Origin of the sequence: Desulfonatronum thiodismutans, from assembly GCF_000717475.1 — a bacterium.
Taxonomy (GTDB): domain Bacteria; phylum Desulfobacterota; class Desulfovibrionia; order Desulfovibrionales; family Desulfonatronaceae; genus Desulfonatronum; species Desulfonatronum thiodismutans.
The window spans coordinates 84,328-99,267 of sequence record NZ_JPIK01000010.1 but is presented as its reverse complement, the minus strand read 5'-3'; the positions used below and the strand labels follow the sequence as shown (position 1 = coordinate 99,267).

Sequence of the window (14,940 nt, the reverse complement as noted above, 5' to 3'; positions counted from 1 at the left end):
TTGCCTCGCACCTCCACCCGCAATCAATTTCATGTCGTCCGGTTCATCAAGGACGCTCTGGTTTGGGAACGCTTTGACGGTCAGGCCCTGCATCCAGTCCCTCATCCGGATCAGGCCTCGAAGTCCTTGCGTTCTCTGCCGGTGTTGGCGCTGATTCCGGATCGACTGTTCTTTTTCTACCAGCCGGAGAGCGATCACCATTCAGGCAGCCTCCGGCAGCGCACAGCCGCGGCCCGACTGGAGATGGAGCAGGCCTTTCCCGCCCAGGCGTCGAGAAGCGGGCCGGACATCGTTCTCGACGCCGGTCGTACTCGCATTTTGGGCTGCTTTCCGCACCCGGAATTAACTGAGTTCTGCCGTCGTCACCAGGATGTTCTGGCCCGGGCCAACTCCGTAACCACGCCGTTTTTTCTGGCCTGGAACGCGGGATATCGACGCAGGATCGAAAGCTGGATCTGGAGTAATCCGGAGGACCGGACCACGGCGGCCATGGTTCACGGCAAGGTCACCTTCTTCCCCGGCACCGACGTGGAACTGAAGGCTCGACTGACCGAGCCCTCCGAAACGGGCACAGTCGGCAAGTCCTTCGTCTCCCCCAAGGAATGGCGTTTGCCCGAACTGCTCCTGGCCGCTCCGGACATCGGCTGGTCCCAACTGCGCCTGCCGTTGCCCGTTGCGGACGGAGAGAGGCCCGGCTCGCGCCAATTGGTTCGGTTGTGGATCGCTACTGCGCTCCTGGGTGGGTTGGTCTGTCTCGGGCAGGCGTTACGCTTGAGCGACCAGCAAGCCCAGGTGGATCATTGGGAACAAGCCACCAATCGACTCTATTCCGAAGTGCTCGCCCCGCCCCTGGGAGACGACCCTTTTGGACGACTGCTCTTCCGGCACAGCCAGCTCCAGGGGCCGCCCCGATCCGGGCCGGACGCCCTGGCCCTATTAGGGCTGCTCAGTGCATCGGCACCGCCGGAATTTCATGTGGAGAACTTCTCCCTGGGTCCGAACTCCGGCATCATCCGGGCCAGACTGGCCGACTACGAACAACTGGAAGCTCTGCTCAAGGCCCTGGAAGCCCAGGACAGCCTCCGCTTCGACCTGGACCAGGCTTCAAGCGCGGACGACGCCGTCCTGGCGACCATAAGGGCGAGCTATTGAGACAGGCCCGGCAACCAAGGCATTTGGCCCCATGAACAGCTCACAGCGCATCTCTTTCCCGTCCTCTCCGGCCTTTTGGCAAGATTGGCCCCCTCACCGCCGACGCGGAGCCCTGTACCTGCTCCTGACCCTGACGGTGGCAGGCTCCTTGGCGGCCTGGTTCTCGCTGTACGCCGCGACCCAGCGCGCGGTTCTTCGCGAGGAAGCGGCCATGGAACTTCACCAGCAAGTATCGGCGTTGGTCGCGGAAATCCGGGGCCTGGAACGTGTGCCAAACCTGGAGCGGGCCAACCTGCCGATCCTGGTCGCGGCCCGCCAGATCAGCCGCGACATCGGCCTGGAAGACAAGTTGATTTCAGTCAGGCCGGCCTTGCAGGCCACGGGACGGGACGGAGTTCAGCTCTACTACGAGCGGCTGACCCTGCCGGACCTGCTGGCCCTGCTTGAAACCCTGAGCCGGGACGGCGGCCTGCAAACCTCCACCGTGACCTTCAACCGGCGTCTGGACAATCCGTCCCTGGCCGATCTCCAACTGGTACTCTATCGATGACCTCTCCCAATCCTGCTCAGAACCCTCTTCGTGATCCCAGCTCCCGCGCTACCGACCAAACTTCAGGCCAAACTGTCGGCCAAACCGCCGCCAAACCGGGTCTGCTCCGCCGCTTCGGCCCGGTCGGCACGATCTTCCTCATCGGCCTGCTGATCGGACTGATCTTCTTCCTCTCCAGAGAACTGCTCTGGAGCCAGGTTCTGCGGCACACCCTCGGCCACCTGCCCAACGCCTCCTGGAGTTGGCAGGCAGTCGGGGACCGGGGGCTAACCCACATCACCTACCAGCATTTTGAATTGCATGTGAACCAAAGTCGGTTCTTCGTTCCAAAGCTGACCATCCAACTGGGCACGACCCGCCCGGTGACCATGACCGCGATCACCGGGCCGACCCTGGTGGCCGACTTGAGTTGGGACAAGGAACTGCGCCTTTCCGGCGGCGTGGACCTGCAACGGCTCATGCCTGAACAACGGGTCCAAGGCACCCTGGAGACCGAAGGATTCATCCGCTGGCGAACCTGGGACCAGCCCCCCCATCAAGGCGAGCTGGACATCCAGGCCCCCGGCCTGTTGGTCGTAGCCCCGGGCATCATGACCATCAACCTGCGCGGCCAGGCCACCCTGGAAGGCAACCACCTCCTTTTGACCCCCCTGCAAGCCGACGGCCCGGTGGGCGTCACCGCCGACGCGGAGGGCTTCCTGGACTGGAACCGCCTGGAAAACACCACCTACTCCATCTCCGGCACCCTGACCGGCCTGGGCAATATGCCTTTTTCGGCCTCGGGGCGGCTGGGGAGTTTGTGGGGGAAGTAGCAACGTAGAGGCTGCCACTTTTGCCCATCAATCAGCGTCCCTCGAATCTGAACGAGGAAGGATGCATGCACCTGGAATATATTCAGGAAGCGCTAAGCAGGGCGCACTACGAAATGATTGACGATGATGAACCTTACTACGGTGAAGTTTACGGCTTGCCGGGTGTTTGGGCCACCGGAACGACCCTGGAAGCATGCCGCGAAAACCTGCGAGAAGTCATAGCAGGCTGGATAAACATCCGCTTGAAACAAGGCCTTGCACCCTGCCCCCACCCAATCAAAGGCTGGTGACCCGCAACAACTCTTCCATGGTGGTTTTGCCCTGATCAACGAGGCGCAGGCCGTGGTCGTGCATGGTTTGGAAGCCGGTTGTCTTGAGGTGGGCGCGGAGCTGTTCCACGGAGGATTTCTGGACGATCAGGCTGCGCAAGGCCTCATCCACGGGCATCAGCTCGAAAATCCCCTGGCGGCCGCGGTAGCCGCTGTGGCGGCAGGCTTCGCAGCCGATATGGGAATTATGGGAAGGATGGGTGGGATGGATGGAGGAGGAACACATCGGGCAGGTCAGGCGGACGAGGCGCTGGCCGATGACCAGATGCAGTGATGAGGCCAGCAGGAAAGGTTCCACGCCCATTTCCAGCATCCGGGTGACCGCTGTGGGCGCGTCGTTGGTGTGCAGGGTGGCCAGGACCAGGTGTCCGGTCAGCGAGGCCTGTACGGCAGTGCTCGCGGTTTCCTGATCCCGGATCTCGCCCACCAGGATGATGTCCGGATCCTGGCGCAGGAAGCCGCGGATGGCCGTGGCAAAGGTTACGCCCGCGGCCCGGTTGACCTGGACCTGATTCACGCCGGGGAGGTGGTACTCCACCGGATCCTCCACGGTCATGATGTTCCGGGATTCGCGGATCAGCTCGCGCAGGGCCGCGTAGAGGGTCGTGGTCTTGCCGCTGCCCGTGGGACCGGTGACCAGGATGATCCCGTGGGGCGCGGCGATCATACGGGTAATCACGGCCACGGCCTCGGGTTCCAGGCCGAGGTCGGACAGGGGCAGGATGTTTTTGGAGCGGTCCAGGATGCGCAGCACGGCCTTTTCGCCGTTGAGCGTGGGCATGGTGGAAACCCGGACGTCCACGTCCTTGCGGCCCACCCGGACCTGAAAGCGCCCGTCTTGCGGAGCGCGGCTTTCGGCCACGTCCATCTGGCCCATGACCTTGATCCGGGCCAGCACCGTGGATTGGACCGCCAGCTCCAGGCGGCGTTCAGTGCGCAATTCGCCGTCCACCCGAAACCGGACCTGAAAGCCGTTTTCCCGGCCTTCGAAGTGAATGTCGCTGGCCCCCTGACTCACCGCCTGATGCAGCAACCGATTCACCAAGCGGACGATGGGCGCGTCCTCATGGGACCAGCCCAGCAGTTCCCGACCGGAGTCGTCCGCTTCCCCACCCAAGGCCTCCACATCGTCCTCCGCCCCCGGCGCGTCTTCTTCCCAGAGAGCCAGGGCCTGTTCCAGGGCCGGAAAAAACGCCTCGTTGCGAACCAGTTCCGTACGCACCGCCAAACCGAGCCTCCAGGCAAGAAAATCAGCCAAAGGCCTGGCCCTGACAGCCAGGAGCCAGACCCGGAGCGTCCCGTCTTCCGCGGCCACGGGTAAAAATTCGTTGCGCCGGGGAAAGGCCAGGTACTGACTCACAATCTCCTGGGGCAAGTGCGCTAGGTCCGGTGATGCGGGAAACGCGGCATCAAGCATCATTGATCGGACTCTCGATCCAACTCTTGTTCACGTTCGCGACCCAGTTCCCGGCCCATCTCCCGATCCAGATCAAAGCCGTGCTGGTCCCCGCCCTGCCAGAACTCCCTTTGCAGCAGTTCCCGGCTGGTGCGCTGGCCTTCCCGCAGGTTGTCCATCCGCCGCCGGGTTAATTCCTCGGCCTGCTCCACGGTGTTGATGATTCTGGCCGACAGAAAGACCATCAGGGTCGCTTTCTCCGCGGAGACCGCCTCCCGGCGAAACAACCAGCCCAGGACCGGAATTTTGGACAGACCCGGTACGGCCCTGCGGACCTGGCCGAATTCGTTCTGCATCAGCCCGCTGATGACCATGGTGAACCCGTCCGGAATCTGAACATTGGTTCTGGTGTTCCGGCTCCGGGTTCGCGGCCGGTCGTCCTCACCGGCCGAATCGATCACGTTGCTGACCTCTTGCTCCACCTGCATCCGGATCACCCCGGTCTCGGCATTGATGTGCGGCGTAACCTTCAGCCTGATCCCGACGTCCCGGTATTCGAAGGTCTTGATGGGATTGTTCTGGGTGTCGAATTTCTCGCTGACCTGATAGGCGCGGTTCTCGCCCACGAAGATTTCCGCCTCGGCGTTGTCCAGGGTCATGATCTGCGGTGTGGAGAGAATATTGAAGTCCCGGGCGGTTTTCATGAAGCTGATCAAGGCACCGAGGGTGGAAAACGTCTCCCCGGCGTAGGTAATGGCATTGCCCAGGGCTCCCACGGTAAACCCTCCCGGTGCCAACGGCGGAGCCGCCGTCGCCAGCAAGGGCGTCAGGCTCGAAGGTGACCCCAGAAAACCGCCCGTGGCCACTCCATCTGATCCGCCTCCGCCCACGACCCACTCCACGCCGAAGTCCTGGCTGTTCTCCAGGGATGTCTCCACGATCAGGGCCTCCACGAAAACCTGATCCAAGGGGCGATCCAAATGGGCGATGATAGACTCCACCTGGCGCTGAATCCGCGGCTCGGCCAGAACCAACACGGAGTTGGTCTCCGCGTCCGCGGCCACCAGGACACCGCGACCGTTCGTGCCCTCCTCCGCTCCTCCGACTTGGTCCCCCTGGAGCAGGGTGCGCAGCACGTCCGCGGCGGAGGAGGCCTTGGCGTTCTTCAGGGCGTACATGCTCATGTCCGCGCTGGAGTCCGTGATCCGGTCCAGGTTCTCCAGCAAGCCGCGCACGGCTTGACGCTGCTCATCGGAGCCCGCCACCAGCAGGGAATTGGACCATTCCACCGCCAGGATCACCGGAGTCTCGGCCAGATGGCCGCGGGAAAACAGCTCCTCGTACAACTGCCCCACCTTCCGGGCCGTGACCGCGGCCTGGGCCTGATGCAGAGGCAGCAGTTCCACGTCCCAACGCGCGCCCAAGGACAGCACCGCCTCCAGCACCTCCTGCATCTTGCGCACTCTGGAACGGGTGTCCCGGAGGAGCAAGGCCTGGGCCTGGGGAATCTCCATGATCAACCCGAACCGGGAGGCAAAGGGCTGCAGCAGTTCGCTGACCTGCTCCCGCGGCAAACGCTGGTGCAGGCGAATGACCGTGGTCAGCAGCTCGCTGTCCTCTCCGGGCTCCAGACCGGGCCGGAGCGGATCAACCATTTCCGAAGCCTGCGGGGACTGCAAGACGTAGAACAGGTCGCCCTGGGCCACCAGATCCAGGTTGTTGCTGGCCAAAACCCGATCCAGCACGGCCAGCAGCTCCGGTTCGGTCATAGGTGCCTGAGAATGCAGGGAAACCTTTACCGGCGGGATCTGATCCTCGCGAAAAACCATGTTCCGGCCGGTGAACCGGCCGACGAACACAATGAAATCACGCAGGGTAATCCCCTCCAGGTTGGCGGTCATTCGTTGGTCTTCTCGATCTTCCGCTTCCTGGGCTGAAACCACTCCCAAGGAAAGGATGAGTACCAAAAGCACGAAAACCAGGGCGATCAAACACTGCACGCCGCAACATGCCGTTAATCTTTTCATGGACACCGTTCCTCTCAGCTTCGTCGGGCGACGGTCATGGAAATACAAGGGGCTAATTCAGTTCAAGGATAAAAGTCTGCATCTGGGAGGCTCGTTGGACGTCCAGGGTGACCAGGGAAGATCGGTCCATCCCGGAATAGGCCTGAAGGAGCTGGGTTGGCCCGGTCAGTGCTTGACCGTTTATTCTGGCCAGCACGTCCCCGTTACGCAACCCTACCTTGTGCAGCAGGGAATCCGGACGAATACTGAGTACCTGGAAGCCGCTGACCCGGCCATCAATCGTGAACGGCTTGAAGCTGGCCATTTGCAGCAGCGCGTTCGGGTCGGAAAGCAGCGGTTGGACATCTTTTCGGGAGAGACTGACCCGGGTTCCGACCCCGGGGGCCGCCCAAGTCTGCATCTCGGGTGGACGAAATCCCGCGCCTGTTTCCATGGCTTCGCCTTGACCGTCCCAAAAAAGAACCTCTTCTCGCCGATCTCCGGACGCAAACACCGCTGACCGGGCCCGCACTTCCACCAGTTCCCATCCGTCAAGCATGTCGCCCTGGTCCGCGATCACGAACTCCTCGTCGCGACGCACCAGGGCCTTGGGCCTGGCTCCGGTGATCGTGCCCAGCAGGCGCCAGTCAAAGGACGAAGCCCCGGTGACGGGTTCCGGAGAGATGTGTTCTTGTTCGGGAGATTCCAATCCCAGAATATTTGCTTCCAGGATCACAGCCGTCCAGGACTCGGTGGCGGCGTTGGTCGTTGCCATCGGACTTGGCGAGGAAAACGTCGGAGTGGTCTCAACATGTCTGTTCCACAGGCCCGTAAGCACGAAAGCCGCCGCCAGGCCAAAGGCCAACGGCAGAAGCAGCCGGAAGGACCGGAGGGAGAACAGCCAGGAAGAATTCACGAAGAGGAGGAGAAAGGGTTCAGGATGTGGGGCACGGGGAAAACTAAAACATTCATCCGTTCCGGGCAAGAAGAATCACGAAGAACGATCCGGGGATCGGCGACGCGTTTTAATTTTGCGCCTATATTAACTGTTGAAATAGTCCTTACCCTGCAGTTCGTTCAAAAAACCTAAAAGCAAGGAGAAAAAATCAATGTCGAAGCGTAGTTATTCATACGTGAGAGTTTGAACTTTTTGCGGCGACGCAGCAATTGGGAGTTTTTCAACGGACTGCTATCCCACGTAATTCGGCAAGTTCAGGAACAACTCTCGGGTAAAGGTGACCAGCTTGTCCATGATCCAGGGAAAGGAAAACAGCAACGCCAGGAAGATGGAAATGATCTTGGGCACGAAGGTCAAGGTCATTTCCTGGATCTGCGTCGCGGCTTGGATAATGCTGACCAGGACGCCCACAATCAAACCAATGCCCAACATGGGCAGGGCGATCATCAAGGTCAGTTCAATGGATTGACGGGCAAAGCCGATCACGAATTCAGGGGTCATACTGGTCTCCAGGCAAGAGGATCAGGTTGATAAAAAAGGTTGAGGCTATGGGCTATGGGCTATGGGCTATGGGCTATGGGCTATGGGCTATGGGCTATGGGCTGAGAGGGGAACACAGCGATTTGAAAGTCAAATTTTCTTCGACTATCACCTGACTTCCGACTTCCGACTTCTGGATACTGACTCCTGTCTCCTGCCTGAATCACGCAAAGCCGTTCACCAGCGAAAATATCAAAAGATTCCAACCATCCACCATCACGAACAACAGCAACTTGAACGGCAGGGAGATCATCACCGGGGGCAGCATCATCATGCCCATGGACAGCAGGATGCTGGCCACGACCATGTCCAGGATCAGGAACGGAATGTAGATCAAAAAGCCCATCTGGAAGGCGGTTTTCAATTCGCTGATCACGAAGGCGGGAACCAGGATGATGGTCGGCACCTCGTCCCGGCTGGTCGGGCGTTCCATTTGGGTAATGGAATAGAACAGTGAAAGGTCTTTTTCCCGGGTGTGCTTGAACAAAAAGGCTCGCATGGGTTGCTCGGCCCGGGTCAAGGCTTCTTGAAAGCCGATATCCTCGGCTAGATATGGCTGGAGCGCCGTGTCGTTGATCTCCTTGCCCACGGGCATCATGATCACGAACGTCAAAAAAATGGCCAGACTGGCCAGGACCTGATTGGGCGGCATTTGCTGCGTGCCCATGGCCTGACGAATGAAGGAGAAAACAATGACGATGCGGGTGAAGCAGGTGGCCGTGAGCAGGATGGCCGGGGCCACGGAAAGGACGGTGAGCAGGAAAAGGATTTCCAGGGCGATGGAAACGTTGTCCGGCTCGCTGGCTCCGCCGCTCAAGGTCAGGTTCAGGGCCGGAGCCCCGGTCTGAGCGGCGGCGAGACCGGACAGCAGGGGCAGGAGGATCAGGGCGGCAAGGCCGAGTCTAACCGCCTTTGGCCCTGGATTGCTCCAAATGTTTGGAAAAATCGGCGTGTTCATGGTCATGGTGCGTCTCCGTGAGCAGCGTTATGGAGGAATCCGTCACTCCCAGCACCATGTCCTTATTCAAATACCGGACCACCACCACGCTCTTGCGCGGCCCCAGGGCCATCTGGCCCACCAGCTTGAGGTCCGCGGGAAGCTGGCGGGTCAACCCGGCCTTGTGTCCGTACCGCTTAAGCAGATGGAGAACCACGAACAGCAAGGCCAAAACCAGGAAAAGGCCGCCGATCATTTTCAGCGCCGCGAAACCGAAGTCCCAGGTCGGGGCCGCCATGGAGGGTTCGACTGGATCAGGCAAGTTGTTTCACCCTTTCAATGGGGCTGATGATGTCCGTCAGCCGCACCCCGAATTTTTCGTTGATCACCACGGCTTCGCCCCGAGCCACCAGCTTGCCGTTGACGAAAATTTCCAAAGGTTCGCCGGCCAGCTTGTTCAACTCCACCACGGAACCCTGCCCAAGCTGGAGCAGCTCGTTGATCAACAGCTTGGTCCGCCCTAGCTCGGCGGAAACATCCAGCGGGATGTCCAGGATGAAATCCAGGTCCCGTTTGGTCTTCTCCTTGGGGGTCTTGGCGTCCGACGTCAAATCCTTGAACTTGGGATCCTCGGTCTTGGCGGCGAAGGACTTCTGCTGTTTCTCCTTCTTGAGCTGCGTCTCCTCTTCCATGGCCAGGGCCTTGGCCCATTCGTCCGCCATATCCTCCTGGCTTTCGCTCTTATTGCCGGTCTGGGCGGCGGCTTTGGTGGCCGCCTCGAACGGATCCTCCGGCTCTCCGCCCTCGTCCATCTCTTCCAGGGCCTTGGCCCACTCTTCAGCCAGTTTATCCTGGTCCATTGACTCGTCGCTCATGCGGGACCTCGCTTCAGTCTCAGCGACCGCTTCCGGCTCGCCGATGGTTGATGATTATCGACTTAACTGAGTGTTGAAAAAGTCCATATCCGGCAGTCCGTTCAAAAACCCCAAGTGCAAGGAGCAAAAAAAGCTACCAGGACACGTCCTGTGTCCGGTCCCTGCGGGCTGCGGCTTCGCCACATTTTCGATTTGCCTTCCTGGCAATCGAATCAAGCTCGAAGCGTATTTATCCATACGTGAGAGTTTGAACTTTTTGCGGCGACGCGGCAATTGGGAGTTTTTCAGCGGACTGTTAAGCACCGTCAGTATCGAACTTCCGCTTCCTTGACCACCTGGATCGCCCTGTTCGCCTTGACGAAGCCGGGCTGGCAATAGAACTTGTCCACCCCGTGAATTTTCACTTCCAAATGCTGATCCGTATCCGTATCCAGCAGCAAAATGTCGCCAATGTCCAGATTCAGCAACTGCCGCCCGGTGATGGAGGTTCGGCCCAGAGGAACCACCAGTTCCACCGGGATTTCCATCATTCGTTCCTTAAACCGGGAAAGCCAGGCATGATCCACCTCCAGTCGTTCGGACTGAAAAGAAGCATAGAGCTTGGAGCGGATCGGCTCGATGGTCGAGTACGGCAGGCAAAACACCAGGGAACCGATGGCGTTCTCCAGTTCCACCTCCATGGAAATCACGACGACCACGTCGCTGGGTGGCACGATGCTGGCGAACTGAGGGTTGATCTCCATACGCTGAAGCTCGACGCGGACATCATGTACCGGGGTCCAGGCCTGCTCCATGGCGTTAAGAAACAGCTTGACGACCCGCTCGATCACCGACTGTTCGATGGGAGTGAAGTCTCGGCCTTCGATCTTGGGCTGGGTGCCCTGGCCCCCGAAAAAATTCTCCACCAGGGCGAAAACCAGTCTGGTGTCCACGACCAGAATGGCATTGCCGCGCAAGGGCTCGATCTTGAAAATGTTGATGCTCGTGGGAACGGGCAGGGAGCGCATGAAGTCCCCGAACTTGGACATGTCGATGGATACCGGGTTGACGTCGACCTTTTTGCGCATGGTGTTGGCCAGGGCATTGGAGGACAAGCGGGCGAAGCGGTCATTGACGATCTCCAATACCGGCATTCGTCCGCGGATGATTCGGTCCTGATTGGCCAGATCAAAGGAGATAACCCCCGAATCATCGCCGGCCCCCACGGATTCGGTTTCGATCTCTCCGCCGGTCAACCCTCGCAAAAGAGAGTCGACTTCGTCCTGGGACAGTATTTTGTTCATATGTCGATCACCCGTGCGGAAAACGTTTCTCAGATCCCTGGGCCTCGCCCCGGTTCACTGGACCACGAACTCCGTGAAATACACGTTGGTCACCCTGCCGCCCCCGACGATCTGATTCAATCGCTCCACGATCTGATTTTTCAAGGTGATCTTTCCCTCCATGCTGGCCAGGTCGGCGAAGGACTTGCCCGCCAACAGGAGAATCACCGCGTCACGAATCCGGGAGTTATTGCGCTGCACGTCGGCGATGGCGGCTCTGTTCAGCACCTCCACATCCAGGGTCATGCGCAGAAACCGCCTTCCCAGGGGATCAGCCAGGTTGACGACGAACGGGTCCAGGGTCACGATTTCCGGAACGAAATCCGTCCGAGCACCCTGACGGCCGGCTTGATCCCCTTCCTGCTCCAGGACGGCGTCCTCGGAAACGGCCCCGGGGCCCATCAAGAACCAGTAGGCGGCCCCCCCGCCACCGGCCAGCAGCAGAAAGACCAGCAGCAAAACCACCCACTTCACCTTCCCTCCCTTTTTCTTTTCCTCGTCCACCGGAAGAGCATCTTTTTTCGCCATGCGTCACCTCGTCGAGACGCTACGCGGAACATGGTGGACCGCGGAGCCGTCTTCACGCTCATCGGAGCTGTTACAATGCGTTCTTGAAAAGAATTTCCACCCGGCGATTCAAAGCCCTTCCTTCCGGGGCCCGGTTATCGCCCACCGGCATACGCTCGGCGTAAGCGGAAACCGAGAGTTTGGCGTCCGGAACTCCGGAGAGCAGCAGGACTTCCAGCACGGCCATGGCCCGCAGGGCGGACAGGGTATCGTTGTCCATGGTTCTCCCCGGTAAACTGTCCGTGTGCCCGGAAACATTGACGACGTTATGCACGTACAGGACCAACGGGGCCAGTACTTCCAGAAGTCTTCTGGCCGGATCGTTCAATTCATGCCCACCCAAGGGGAAAAGCAATTCGTCCGTTAACAGAATGGCCACTCCCTCGGGTCGTTCCAGAAGTTTCAAATTTTCATCCAACGTGGACCTTGGGATTTCCCGGGGCAGGACATCATCCGGAAAAAGCAGGTCGCGGATGCGCTGTTCGTTGTCCCGGAACTCCCAGGGACGCTCCAAAAGCTTGATCACCTCCTCCACCCTGGTGGGAATCCGCCCGGCCGTCTGTTTGGAAACAACGCCCATATCCCCTCTGAAAAAGGTCGCGGCATCGATGACCACCTGTCTATCCATGGAGGACATGCTGAGCAGCAGGACAAAAAAGGTCAAAAGCAGGGTGATCAGATCAGAAAACGTAATCAGCCAACCCATGGGATCAACGCTGAGCCCACCTCCCTTTTTCTTTTTCTTGGCCACGTTCGCTCCGTCCGAGGTACGTTCAGCTAGGGTCGAAACGAATCATTGCCCGGCGCCTCGGGAAACTGGAAAATAAAGTCTCTGTAAATATATTCCTCCGGCGTGGTGCTCGCCTCCGGTCGGGCCAAACGCGGCGTCCAGGTCTCGTTGCGTCGATCCAGAATAAAGTCCACTCTTCTGTTGGCGCGGCGCCCTTGCGGAGTTTGCGGACTTTCCCGTGGCTGGAACCGCCCCAGGCCTTCCATACGCAGGTTCTCAACGGGAACGCCTTGCTCCAAAAGAAAGCGGTATACGCTCATCGCCCGGAACAAGGACAAGGCCCAGGATGAATCCGGGGTCTCGTCCCACATCGAGGTATGATAGGCCGCCTCGAACTCATCCCGCAACACCGAGGTATGCCCGGCCACTTGCACGGGAGCTTCAACCACGCGCAACACAGGCACCACCTGGTGCAAAAATGCCCTGCCCTCGGGCGACAGGTCCGTTTCTCCGGGGGGAAACAAGACCGCCGTGTTCACGCTGAAAATCTGAACAAACCGGTTGCTGACGAACTGCAAGTCCTCCTCGATGTCGTCCCAGAGCAATTCCTTAAGCGCGGCCAGATCCCGATCCGGTGGAATCGGCCCGGGATGGGCGGACTCCAAGCTTTCCTGAACGCCCAGAACGTCCGGCTTGGCCTGAGTCATCCCGAACGTGCCCAACAATGAACCGAGAGCCAGCCGAATCCTGCGCTCATCCATCAAGGAGGCGTTGGTCACCAGGTAGACGAAAAACGCCATGATCAGAATCATCAAGCCCGTGAAGGTCAGCAGCCAACCGGGAGTTTGCGGAGCAGCCTGCTTTTTTTCCCGCTTCTTGCCCATGGGAGTATCCGATCCAGCTCGGCATCAGTCCGACTGGCTGCGCATTTTGGGAGGCAGAAAGCCATTCAACTTTTCTTCAATGATCCTGGGGTTTTCTCCCCGAGAAATGGACAAAATACCCTCCAGGGCCAATTCCCGGAGCAGCACTTCCTCTTTGCTGCGGGTCTTTAATTTTCCGGAAAGAGGGTTGAAGACCAGGTTGGCTAAAACCGCGCCGTAGAACGTGGTGATCAAGGCCACGGCCATGGCCGGCCCGATGGCTGAGGGATCGTCCATGCTTTGCAGCATCTGAACCAGCCCGATGACCGTGCCGATCATCCCCAGGGCCGGCGCGTACATGCCCATGGCCGCGAAAATATCCGCCCCGGTCTCATGGCGCTCCTGCAGGTAAGCGATTTCCGTTTCCATAATATCCTGGATCATTTGGGGTTCCACACCGTCCACCGTGAGCTGCATGGCCTTGCGCAGATACGCGTCGTCGATCTCCTTGAGCAAGGGCTCCAGGGAAAGAATCCCCTCCTTGCGCGCCCGGTTGGCGTAGTCCAAAAACTGGCCGATGGTATCGCCGGGCTTGGGCAGTTGGTTGAAGAAACAGTTCCTGACCACACCGGCCACGCCGAGAATATGTCCCAGCGGGTAGTGGACCAGGGTCGCCCCGACGGTCCCGCCGAGTACGATCAAGGCCGAAGGTATGGACACGAACACAAACAGGCTGCTGCCCATCATGATCGCGGAAATGACCAGCCCAAAAGAAAGCACTACCCCGATGATCGTCGCCAGATCCATAAGGGACCCTCAATTCCTTGTATCCCACGCGGCGCTATACGGTCCGGCCGCGTCCACGTTTTTTGGTTTCCAGTTCGTAACTATTCAGAACACCGAGGTCGGAACCTCATTCTGGCGCTGGATTCCCGCCTTCGCGGGAATGACGTGTTTTTCAATGCCGTCTCCGAGTCCGTCATACCCGCGAAGGCGGGTATCCAGTCCGATTTTTCTCTGATGTACTGAGTAGATACTCCATTTCTTATCACGTGCCGGATCACGGAGAAACCCGCGCCGGACGCTCGCCGAAAATCCGCGTCCCGATCCGCACCATGGTCGCCCCTTCGGCAATGGCCTGGGGAAAATCACCCGTCGTGCCCATGGAAAGCTCCGGCAACCACAACCCGGTTTGCCTCTGAACGGCGTCGCGCAACCTCCGAAGCTCACCGAAAAGACGCTGCTTGCGAGCCAAATCCAATTCAAAGGGCGGCAGCGCCATCAACCCGCGCAAGGCCAACCCTGACAATCCGCCGACATGCTCCGCCAAAGCCGGAAGCTCTTCCGGAGTTACCCCGCCCTTTTGCGGCTCGTCTCCAAGGTTCACCTGAATGAGGACATCCAGCACTTGGCTTTTGGCTTGGAATTTCCCATGCAAATCCAAAGCCAACGCCGCGTTGTCGAGACCATGAAACAGGATAAAGTTTCCGGGCAGGTACTTGGCCTTATTGCGTTGCAATCTGCCCAAAAAATGCCATCGCAGGTCCGGGCGACGGATTTCCCGCTGCTTGGCCAGCGCCTCCTGGACGTAGTTTTCGCCGAAATCGCGCTGCCCCGCTTCCGCCAAGGTCGCCACGGACGCCGCGGGCTGATACTTGGACACGGCGACAATCCGGACCTCCTCCGGCTTTCGGCCATGACGGACGGCGAGTTCGGCGACTTCCCGCCGGGTTCGCGCATACCGTTCAGGCAAATCCGCCGTACGCCCCTCGCCCTCATGGGCATCCACTCCCGTCGTCACATTCATCCCCCTTCCGCCTTCCTGACTCCTGACTCCTCTCAAAACGCCCACCTTGAAGCGTTCACCCGCGCGGGTCAATACATAGGCTGAAAATCAGCTCGG

18 protein-coding genes are annotated in these 14,940 nt (G+C 59.6%); 5 read left to right on the top strand and 13 right to left on the bottom strand.

The window, feature by feature from the left end:
- The 4 genes from GY33_RS0107570 to GY33_RS0107555 all read left to right on the top strand — a co-directional run bounded on the left by GY33_RS0107570 (window position 1) and on the right by GY33_RS0107555 (window position 2,804).
- Window positions 1-1,152: a hypothetical protein gene (locus GY33_RS0107570; RefSeq protein ID WP_031386760.1), complete on the top strand. Its 1,152-nt coding sequence runs from the start codon at window positions 1-3 to the stop codon at window positions 1,150-1,152.
- Between the two features lie 31 nt (window positions 1,153-1,183).
- Window positions 1,184-1,702, top strand: coding sequence for a hypothetical protein (locus GY33_RS19715; protein ID WP_051822405.1), 519 nt, complete (start codon window positions 1,184-1,186; stop codon window positions 1,700-1,702).
- The gene (locus GY33_RS0107560; protein ID WP_031386758.1) at window positions 1,699-2,514 is read left to right on the top strand and encodes a hypothetical protein; all 816 of its coding nucleotides are present in this window, start codon (window positions 1,699-1,701) and stop codon (window positions 2,512-2,514) included. The genes GY33_RS19715 and GY33_RS0107560 overlap by 4 nt, the downstream gene beginning before the upstream one ends.
- A gap of 65 nt (window positions 2,515-2,579) precedes the next feature.
- On the top strand, window positions 2,580-2,804 hold the full coding sequence (locus GY33_RS0107555) for a type II toxin-antitoxin system HicB family antitoxin (protein WP_031386757.1): 225 nt from the start codon (window positions 2,580-2,582) through the stop codon (window positions 2,802-2,804).
- Here the strand turns inward: GY33_RS0107555 and GY33_RS19050 are convergent.
- From GY33_RS19050 to GY33_RS0107540, 3 genes are read right to left on the bottom strand one after another with little or no spacing between them, the layout of a single operon-like run.
- A complete protein-coding gene (locus GY33_RS19050; protein WP_235185490.1) occupies window positions 2,791-4,263 on the bottom strand; it encodes a GspE/PulE family protein in 1,473 nt (490 codons plus the stop codon). The two genes, GY33_RS0107555 and GY33_RS19050, sit on opposite strands and share 14 nt — an antisense overlap.
- Complete coding sequence (gspD, locus tag GY33_RS0107545) at window positions 4,260-6,266, bottom strand: type II secretion system secretin GspD (RefSeq protein ID WP_084184928.1); 2,007 nt, start codon at window positions 6,264-6,266, stop codon at window positions 4,260-4,262. The genes GY33_RS19050 and gspD overlap by 4 nt, the downstream gene beginning before the upstream one ends.
- A 52-nt stretch (window positions 6,267-6,318) precedes the next feature.
- Entirely contained in the window at window positions 6,319-7,020 is a 702-nt protein-coding gene (locus tag GY33_RS0107540) for a PDZ domain-containing protein (protein ID WP_152555129.1), read from the bottom strand.
- 36 nt (window positions 7,021-7,056) lie between these two features.
- Here GY33_RS0107540 and GY33_RS20970 point away from each other — a divergent pair, with 36 nt between their 5' ends.
- Window positions 7,057-7,335 carry a hypothetical protein gene (locus GY33_RS20970; protein WP_152555128.1) on the top strand — a complete coding sequence of 93 codons (279 nt, stop codon included), beginning with the start codon at window positions 7,057-7,059 and terminating at the stop codon, window positions 7,333-7,335.
- Between the two features lie 99 nt (window positions 7,336-7,434).
- Here GY33_RS20970 and fliQ read toward each other — a convergent pair whose 3' ends face one another.
- From fliQ to GY33_RS0107490, 10 genes are all read right to left on the bottom strand, one after another.
- A complete protein-coding gene (gene fliQ / locus GY33_RS0107535) occupies window positions 7,435-7,704 on the bottom strand; it encodes a flagellar biosynthesis protein FliQ (RefSeq protein WP_028572266.1) in 270 nt (89 codons plus the stop codon).
- Window positions 7,705-7,906: 202 nt separating this feature from the next.
- A complete protein-coding gene (fliP, locus tag GY33_RS0107530; RefSeq protein ID WP_031386753.1) occupies window positions 7,907-8,707 on the bottom strand; it encodes a flagellar type III secretion system pore protein FliP in 801 nt (266 codons plus the stop codon).
- Entirely contained in the window at window positions 8,646-9,002 is a 357-nt protein-coding gene (fliO, locus tag GY33_RS0107525; RefSeq protein WP_235185489.1) for a flagellar biosynthetic protein FliO, read from the bottom strand. The genes fliP and fliO overlap by 62 nt, the downstream gene beginning before the upstream one ends.
- The gene (gene fliN / locus GY33_RS0107520; RefSeq protein ID WP_031386751.1) at window positions 8,995-9,555 is read right to left on the bottom strand and encodes a flagellar motor switch protein FliN; all 561 of its coding nucleotides are present in this window, start codon (window positions 9,553-9,555) and stop codon (window positions 8,995-8,997) included. The genes fliO and fliN overlap by 8 nt, the downstream gene beginning before the upstream one ends.
- Window positions 9,556-9,860: 305 nt before the next feature.
- Window positions 9,861-10,838: a flagellar motor switch protein FliM gene (gene fliM, locus GY33_RS0107515; protein WP_031386750.1), complete on the bottom strand. Its 978-nt coding sequence runs from the start codon at window positions 10,836-10,838 to the stop codon at window positions 9,861-9,863.
- 54 nt (window positions 10,839-10,892) lie between these two features.
- Entirely contained in the window at window positions 10,893-11,405 is a 513-nt protein-coding gene (locus GY33_RS0107510; protein WP_031386749.1) for a flagellar basal body-associated FliL family protein, read from the bottom strand.
- Window positions 11,406-11,475: 70 nt separating this feature from the next.
- The gene (locus GY33_RS0107505) at window positions 11,476-12,195 is read right to left on the bottom strand and encodes an OmpA/MotB family protein (RefSeq protein WP_031386748.1); all 720 of its coding nucleotides are present in this window, start codon (window positions 12,193-12,195) and stop codon (window positions 11,476-11,478) included.
- A gap of 26 nt (window positions 12,196-12,221) precedes the next feature.
- A complete protein-coding gene (locus tag GY33_RS0107500; protein ID WP_035271534.1) occupies window positions 12,222-13,058 on the bottom strand; it encodes an OmpA/MotB family protein in 837 nt (278 codons plus the stop codon).
- A 24-nt stretch (window positions 13,059-13,082) separates the two neighbouring features.
- Window positions 13,083-13,844, bottom strand: coding sequence for a motility protein A (locus GY33_RS0107495; RefSeq protein ID WP_031386746.1), 762 nt, complete (start codon window positions 13,842-13,844; stop codon window positions 13,083-13,085).
- A 253-nt stretch (window positions 13,845-14,097) separates the two neighbouring features.
- Window positions 14,098-14,844, bottom strand: a complete 747-nt coding sequence (locus GY33_RS0107490) for a YggS family pyridoxal phosphate-dependent enzyme (RefSeq protein ID WP_051822404.1) — start codon at window positions 14,842-14,844, stop codon at window positions 14,098-14,100.
- Window positions 14,845-14,940: the final 96 nt, after the last annotated feature.